Here is a 6,575-nt window from a genome sequence, read left to right on the forward strand (position 1 = left end):
GGTCTTTGGGGGTACAGGGATGAATATCCTGAACCCAGCTCTCACGATCAGGGCATTTCTCTTCTTCGCTTATCCTACTTGGATGAGTGGGGACAAGGTATGGGTCTACCAGGGAATGGAGCGTGCGGGAACTCCCGACGCCATCTCAGGGGAGACCATCCTGGGATATCTGGCTCAGAACGGACAGAACGAATTTTCCTATACCGTTTCTGATATGTTCTTTGGATTTATCCCCGGCTCCGTTGGGGAAACCTCGACCTTCCTGATCCTATTGGGCGGACTCTTTCTGATCTTCTCCAAGATCGCCAGCTGGAGGATCATGGTCAGCGCCGTGGCAGGTGCCCTGGCGATGGGATTGATCTTTAACGGGGTAGTGGACGCAGGATGGATCACAGAATCCAGTAAATTCTACGGCCTGATGAGCTTCGATTTCTGGAAGCATTTGATCGTAGGCGGGCTCGCTTTCGGGATCGTATACATGGCCACAGACCCTGTTACCGGTTCACAGACCAACAGGGGTAAATGGATCTACGGTTTTCTGATAGGATTTATCTCGGTGATGATTCGGGTCTTCAATCCCGCTTATCCAGAAGGCGTCTTCCTGGCCATCCTCCTTATGAACGTATTTGCGCCGACCATCGACCATTATGTGGTAAGGGCCAATGTAAATAAACGCCTCAAGCGATTCAAAAACGCGGTTGTACTACCTAAGGACACTGAAGAAGCTAAACTCAAAGTTGAAACGATATAACAGATGGATAAAGAAAAGAATATTTATACGGTTCTGTTTGCCTGTTTGATGGTGATCGTGGTGGGAAGTATTCTCGCCTACCTCGCCTCTGCTTTAAGCGGGAAGATCAAGGAGAACGAGCGCTTCGAAAAGCAGCAGAATATTCTGTACGCTATGGGGGTCAATGAGAACGAAGGAGAAGGAAGCGTCAATTTCGTTCCTACCGATGTAGTCGAACAGGAATTCTCCACCTATATCACTGAGCAACTGATCATAGAAGGTGATCAGATCACCAAGGACGATCAGGCCTATATGATCGATATCAAAAAAGAGCTCGACAAACTTAAAGATGGCGCCACCCCAAAATTACCGGTGTTCATCGGTAATAAGGACGGGCAGACCTATTACATAGTCCCCATGTACGGAAAAGGCTTGTGGGATGCCATCTGGGGCTTTATGGCACTGGACAGGAATATGGTGGTACAGGGAGTTTATTTTGACCATAAGGCCGAAACCCCCGGTTTGGGAGCCAACATCAAGCAGCGCTATTTTATGGACGACTTTACCGGAGAGAGTATCCTCAACGGATCGAACTATACCGGGATCAAAGTGGTGAAGGGGAATAACGACCCCGTCAATGAGATCAAGGACGATAATGAGGTGGATGCCCTGGCGGGAGCCACCATCACAGGAAACGGAGTCTCGGCAATGATCGCCAAGACCGTAAACCTGTACAAGGACTATTTTGAAACCTTAAGAAACCAAGGATAACATGGCAATACTTTCCAAAAAAGATTCCAAACTGATCTTAGATCCCCTGGCAGACAATAACCCGATCACCATTCAGGTACTTGGGATCTGTTCTGCCCTTGCGATCACTGCAGAACTGAAGGCCTCCATCGTGATGGCCCTGTCCGTACTCTTCGTGCTGGGCTTGGGTAATGTCGTGATCTCCCTGATGAGGAATATCATCCCTTCAAAGATCCGGATCATCGTACAGCTGGTCGTAGTAGCTACGCTGGTGATCATCGTAGACCAGGTACTCAAGGCCTTTGCCTATGAGTTGAGCAAGACGCTGGCGGTTTTCGTGGGACTGATCATCACCAACTGTATCATCATGGGCCGCTTTGAAGCCTTTGCCCTGGGTAACGGTGTTTGGCGTTCTTTCCTTGACGGGATCGGAAATGCGGCAGGGTACGGAGTCATCCTGATCATCGTCGGTTTTTTCCGTGAACTCCTGGGTTCAGGGACCTTATTGGGCTTCCCTGTACTGGGTAACCCCATAGAGAAGACAGGATTATACGCCATAGGATATGAAAACAACGGGTTTATGCTCCTGTCGCCCATGGCCCTGATCGTGGTCGGGATCCTGATCTGGGTACAGCGCTCCCGCAACCCTGCTTTGATTGAAGAAAATTAATGCACCCCTTACAAGAGAATTATGTTAGAACATACAGAATTATTTTTTAAGTCGATCTTTATAGACAACATGGTCTTCGCCACCTTCCTGGGGATGTGTTCCTACCTGGCGGTATCCAAGAAGGTATCCACTGCCGTAGGGCTTGGGGCAGCCGTTATCTTTGTACTGGCTGTAACCGTCCCTCTGAACTGGCTGCTGGATCAATACCTGCTCAGGGATGGGGCGTTGTCATGGCTCGGACCGGAATACGCAGACTACAACCTGAGTTTCCTTTCGTTCATCCTGTTTATCGCCACCATTGCCACCATGGTACAGCTGGTGGAGATCGTCGTAGAGAAATTTTCACCCGCTCTGTACAACTCCCTGGGTATCTTTCTCCCGCTGATCGCTGTGAACTGTGCGATCCTCGGAGGATCCCTCTTTATGCAGGCGCGTGAGATCCCTTCCCTGGGCCTCGCCTTCAACTATGGTTTGAGCTCGGGAATAGGTTGGTTCCTGGCCATCCTCGCCATCGCAGCCATACGGGAAAAGATCCGTTATTCCAATGTCCCACCACCACTGAGGGGACTTGGGATCACTTTTATCATAACCGGACTCATGGCCATAGGTTTCATGAGCTTCGGAGGTATGCTGACCGGAGGGGATGAAGCTGCTCCGGTTCCTGAAGAGACCGCAGTTCAAGAGAAGACCGAAGAAGAAAAAATGAATTTGGAAGAGGATGCGGAACAGAATGTTGTGTCCTTTAACGCTATAGAAAAAGAATAAGCATGATTTTAGCCACAAGTACGCTTGGTACCATCCTGATCACGGTAATCGCCTTTATGATCCTGCTGCTTTTACTGGTAGCACTCTTGCTATTTACCAAGGAGAAGTTATCACCTTCAGGTCCCGTGACCATTACTATCAACGGGGAGAAACAGGTTCAGGTAGCATCGGGGAGTTCACTCCTCTCTACCCTGGGGAACCAGAAGATTTTCCTGCCCTCTGCCTGTGGGGGAGGAGGTACGTGCATCCAGTGCGAGTGCCATGTACTCTCAGGCGGGGGAGAAGCCCTGCCTACGGAAACCCCTCATTTCTCTAAGAAAGAGCTCAATGAAGGAGCCAGGCTTGCCTGCCAGGTGAAGGTGAAGCAAGACATGAACATCACTATTCCCGAAGAGGTATTCGGGATCAAGAAATGGGAGGGTACCGTAGTGAGAAACTACAATGTGGCCTCCTTCATCAAAGAGTTCGTCGTTGAGATACCCGAGGATATGAACTACAAGGCCGGGGGCTACATCCAGATCGAGATCCCGCCCTGCGAAGTCAAATATTCTGATATCGATATCACGGCACACCCTGAGGAGCACGAAACTCCTGATAAGTTTAAGACCGAGTGGGACAAATTCAACCTCTGGCCCCTGGTCATGAAGAATACTGAAGTGGTTGAAAGGGCCTATTCCATGGCTTCTTATCCTGCCGAAGGAAGGGAGATCATGCTCAATGTCCGTATCGCAACTCCCCCATGGGACAGGTCGAAGAATGGATGGATGGATGTGAACCCCGGAATTGCCTCTTCCTATATCTTCTCTAAGAAGAAAGGGGATAAGGTTACGATTTCCGGTCCTTACGGAGAGTTCTTTATCAACGAATCCGACGCTGAAATGCTCTACGTAGGCGGTGGTGCCGGTATGGCCCCGATGCGGTCCCACCTCTACCACCTGTTTAAGACTTTGAAGACCAACAGGAAGGTCACCTACTGGTACGGAGGACGTTCCAAGAGGGAGCTGTTTTACATAGACCACTTTAAGAAACTGGAGAAGGAATTCCCGAACTTCAAATTCTATATGGCTCTCTCTGAGCCTCTGGAGGAAGACAACTGGAAGGTGAAAGAGGATCTGGACAGTCCGGGTGACGGGTTTGTAGGATTCATCCACAATTGCGTGATAGACAACTATCTCAGCAAACACGAAGCGCCCGAGGATATCGAACTCTACTTCTGCGGGCCGCCCCTGATGAACAAGGCGGTGCAGAAGATGGGAGAAGATTTTGGAATCCCAGACGAGAACATCCGCTTCGACGATTTCGGCGGATAACAGTCAAGTAAGTAACCTGAAAAACCGATATTCCTGAGTATCGGTTTTTTTATCCCTGAAAAATGAAGGAACTCACGGAACAAGAATTGCACAACCTGGCGATGAACATCGTCGGGAAAGAGCTCGAGGCCGATGGATTCGAATTCATGGGGGTCAACAGCAAATTGAAAAAGAACCCTCAGTTCGTATGCCTGAAGGACAGGGAACTCCACTTCATCGTGGTCAGGAACATTCCCTATCCGGAGGATCCCACAAAATACGATGAGGTCCTGATGGCCAAGGTTAAGGAACACGCCCTGAAATTCGAGGCGAGGACCTTTTACGCCGGGGTCGGAATATCCAATGCCGCAGACCGGAATAAACCGGTCCTGCTCAACCAAGAATATCTGGTACATTATGAAGGGCTGGTCGAAATTTAAGCTGGTAAAATACGCAACTGTTTTACTGTTGGGCGGACTCGTCCTTTCCTGTGCTTCGAAGGGGGAATTGAAGAGGAATACGGCCCTGGGTGAAGCCCTGGGGACGACTTATTCCATAATATACCTCACACAGGATTCCCTGGATCTGCAACAGGAAATAGATTCCGTTTTCAGGGTCGTCAACCGGTCCATGTCTACCTATATCCCAGAATCGGATATCTCCAGGATCAACAGCGGGGATACAACGGTAGTGGTCGATGCCATGTTCAGGGAGGTCCTCGAACTGAGTCGGGAGGTCTATGACAAGACCCAAGGATATTTTGACCCTACCGTGGGAATCCTGGTCAATGCATGGGGCTTCGGTCCAGGTGCGGTCGGACTCACGGACAGTGTGCACATCGCACAACTCAAGAATTATGTAGGGTTAGACAAGATCAGTCTGACGAAGGACAATCGTATCCGGAAGGCCTATCCGGAGATGCAGCTCGATTTTAATGCGATCGCCAAAGGGTATGCCATAGACAGGCTGGCCGTAATGCTGGACGAGCGAGGTGTTGAAAACTATCTGGTGGAAGTAGGAGGGGAGATCGTGGTCAGGGGGACCAATAAGGTCAAAGGGCAACGGTGGGTAGTGGGTATTGATGACCCACAGGTGGAGGTAGGACGTCGACTCAAGACCACCCTCTTCCTGGAGAATGAAGCCCTGGCTTCTTCGGGTAATTACCGGAAATTCCGGATAGATTCCATTACAGGAGAGAAATATGTCCACACCATAGATCCTACGACAGGCTTTACAAAAAATTCCCATGTTCTGGCTGCCAGTGTAATCGCACCCACCTGTGCAGAAGCAGATGCTTATGCGACTGCTTTTATGGCGATGGACCTCGAGGATTCTCAAAAACTGGTAACCGGTTTGTCAGGAATGGATTGCTACATCATTTACCTCGATGATAATGGGGAGACAAGAGAATTTATGACATCCGGGTTCAAATCCCGCTTGCAAAAGCCCTAATAGGTATCAGCGCACGAGAACTGCCGTTTGTAGTTTATCCGCATCAGGCAGTTGAAGTTCGAGATAATACACCCCGGAAGATAGCTTTTGAGGATAAAAGGGTTGTTGATTGTTTCCCTGAATCGCCTCCAACTCCCCAGCCCGAATTTCCTTTCCAACACTGTTGGTCAACTTCCAGCTGGCTTTGCCTGCACGGGAACTAAAGAATCCGATTTCGGATTGGGGGGCAAGCGGATTGGGAAAGATACGCAGGGATGCTTCCGGGCCTCCTTCAAAAGTGTTCTGCATATCCCGATCCCGAAATTGACGCGAAAACCTCATTTTCCGCAGTTCCAAATTGATATCCCTGGGGCATTGCGTTGTGTTTTCCAGGACGAAAACGACCATGTGTATGGCATTCAGCAATTCCGTATTCCCTTCAAATGCGTCCAGCGCCAGAGTATGGGTCTGTTGCCCCGGAGTAGCGAAAATCTTTGTTCTTAGCTGTTCCTCCCAGGCCAGGCCTGGTTGGGCGAGGACTACTTCCATCTCCTGGGCATGACCGAACTGTGTTTCAAAAATCATGGACTTGAAAGAGGAAAGTTCTACAGCTTTAAAGGTATTATTCAATGCGCGGTACCAGACATATTTTTCATTCATCTGTCCGCTTATCCGGACGCCACGTTCAATAAACCAGTCTTCGTCATTCTTGTTTTGAAAATCCTGAAAAACCATAAACTGGGCATTTTCCAGGCTGGGGTCAATGTCCAGGGCCCATAACCCATCTGCGAAGAAAATAGTATCAGCAGTCTCCTCGGGAGTACCCCAAAGTGTAATGCCAAGGCTGTAGACCCCCTCTGTATCGATCTCCAGGAATTCTACAGAGTCGCCCGATAGTGCGATATTCCATTCAAATTTTTCTTCAGCTTCGCCTTCCACC

The 6,575-nt window shown here is 49.5% G+C and carries 8 protein-coding genes; 7 read left to right on the forward strand and 1 reads right to left on the reverse strand.

Annotated features, from left to right (window positions below; all coding sequences use genetic code 11):
- The 7 genes from ABYP73_RS10485 to ABYP73_RS10515 form a co-directional block, all read left to right on the forward strand.
- The coding region (locus ABYP73_RS10485; protein ID WP_372974289.1) for an RnfABCDGE type electron transport complex subunit D at positions 1–751 on the forward strand (751 nt) is incomplete at its 5' end.
- Positions 752–754: 3 nt separating this feature from the next.
- Complete coding sequence (locus ABYP73_RS10490) at positions 755–1,501, forward strand: Na(+)-translocating NADH-quinone reductase subunit C (protein WP_372944512.1); 747 nt, start codon at positions 755–757, stop codon at positions 1,499–1,501.
- A gap of 1 nt (position 1,502) precedes the next feature.
- Positions 1,503–2,150 carry an NADH:ubiquinone reductase (Na(+)-transporting) subunit D gene (locus tag ABYP73_RS10495; RefSeq protein WP_188369566.1) on the forward strand — a complete coding sequence of 216 codons (648 nt, stop codon included), beginning with the start codon at positions 1,503–1,505 and terminating at the stop codon, positions 2,148–2,150.
- A gap of 21 nt (positions 2,151–2,171) precedes the next feature.
- Entirely contained in the window at positions 2,172–2,915 is a 744-nt protein-coding gene (gene nqrE, locus ABYP73_RS10500; RefSeq protein WP_372944513.1) for an NADH:ubiquinone reductase (Na(+)-transporting) subunit E, read from the forward strand.
- Between the two features lie 2 nt (positions 2,916–2,917).
- Entirely contained in the window at positions 2,918–4,225 is a 1,308-nt protein-coding gene (gene nqrF / locus ABYP73_RS10505) for an NADH:ubiquinone reductase (Na(+)-transporting) subunit F (protein WP_372944514.1), read from the forward strand.
- A gap of 62 nt (positions 4,226–4,287) precedes the next feature.
- Positions 4,288–4,644: a Na(+)-translocating NADH-quinone reductase subunit F gene (locus ABYP73_RS10510; protein ID WP_372944515.1), complete on the forward strand. Its 357-nt coding sequence runs from the start codon at positions 4,288–4,290 to the stop codon at positions 4,642–4,644.
- On the forward strand, positions 4,622–5,656 hold the full coding sequence (locus tag ABYP73_RS10515; protein WP_372974290.1) for an FAD:protein FMN transferase: 1,035 nt from the start codon (positions 4,622–4,624) through the stop codon (positions 5,654–5,656). The genes ABYP73_RS10510 and ABYP73_RS10515 overlap by 23 nt, the downstream gene beginning before the upstream one ends.
- 6 nt (positions 5,657–5,662) lie before the next feature.
- Here the strand turns inward: ABYP73_RS10515 and ABYP73_RS10520 are convergent.
- Positions 5,663–6,575: T9SS type A sorting domain-containing protein (locus tag ABYP73_RS10520; protein ID WP_372974291.1), on the reverse strand; the 913-nt coding region annotated here is incomplete at its 5' end.

The organism is Muriicola sp. (genome assembly GCF_041567615.1).
Lineage (GTDB): Bacteria > Bacteroidota > Bacteroidia > Flavobacteriales > Flavobacteriaceae > Muriicola.

Coding starts and splice junctions, on each gene's coding strand:
- ABYP73_RS10490 (WP_372944512.1), top strand. CDS start 755: ATGGATAAAGAAAAGAATATTTATACGGTTCTGTTTGCCTGTTTGATG.
- ABYP73_RS10495 (WP_188369566.1), top strand. CDS start 1,503: ATGGCAATACTTTCCAAAAAAGATTCCAAACTGATCTTAGATCCCCTG.
- nqrE (WP_372944513.1), top strand. CDS start 2,172: ATGTTAGAACATACAGAATTATTTTTTAAGTCGATCTTTATAGACAAC.
- nqrF (WP_372944514.1), top strand. CDS start 2,918: ATGATTTTAGCCACAAGTACGCTTGGTACCATCCTGATCACGGTAATC.
- ABYP73_RS10510 (WP_372944515.1), top strand. CDS start 4,288: ATGAAGGAACTCACGGAACAAGAATTGCACAACCTGGCGATGAACATC.
- ABYP73_RS10515 (WP_372974290.1), top strand. CDS start 4,622: ATGAAGGGCTGGTCGAAATTTAAGCTGGTAAAATACGCAACTGTTTTA.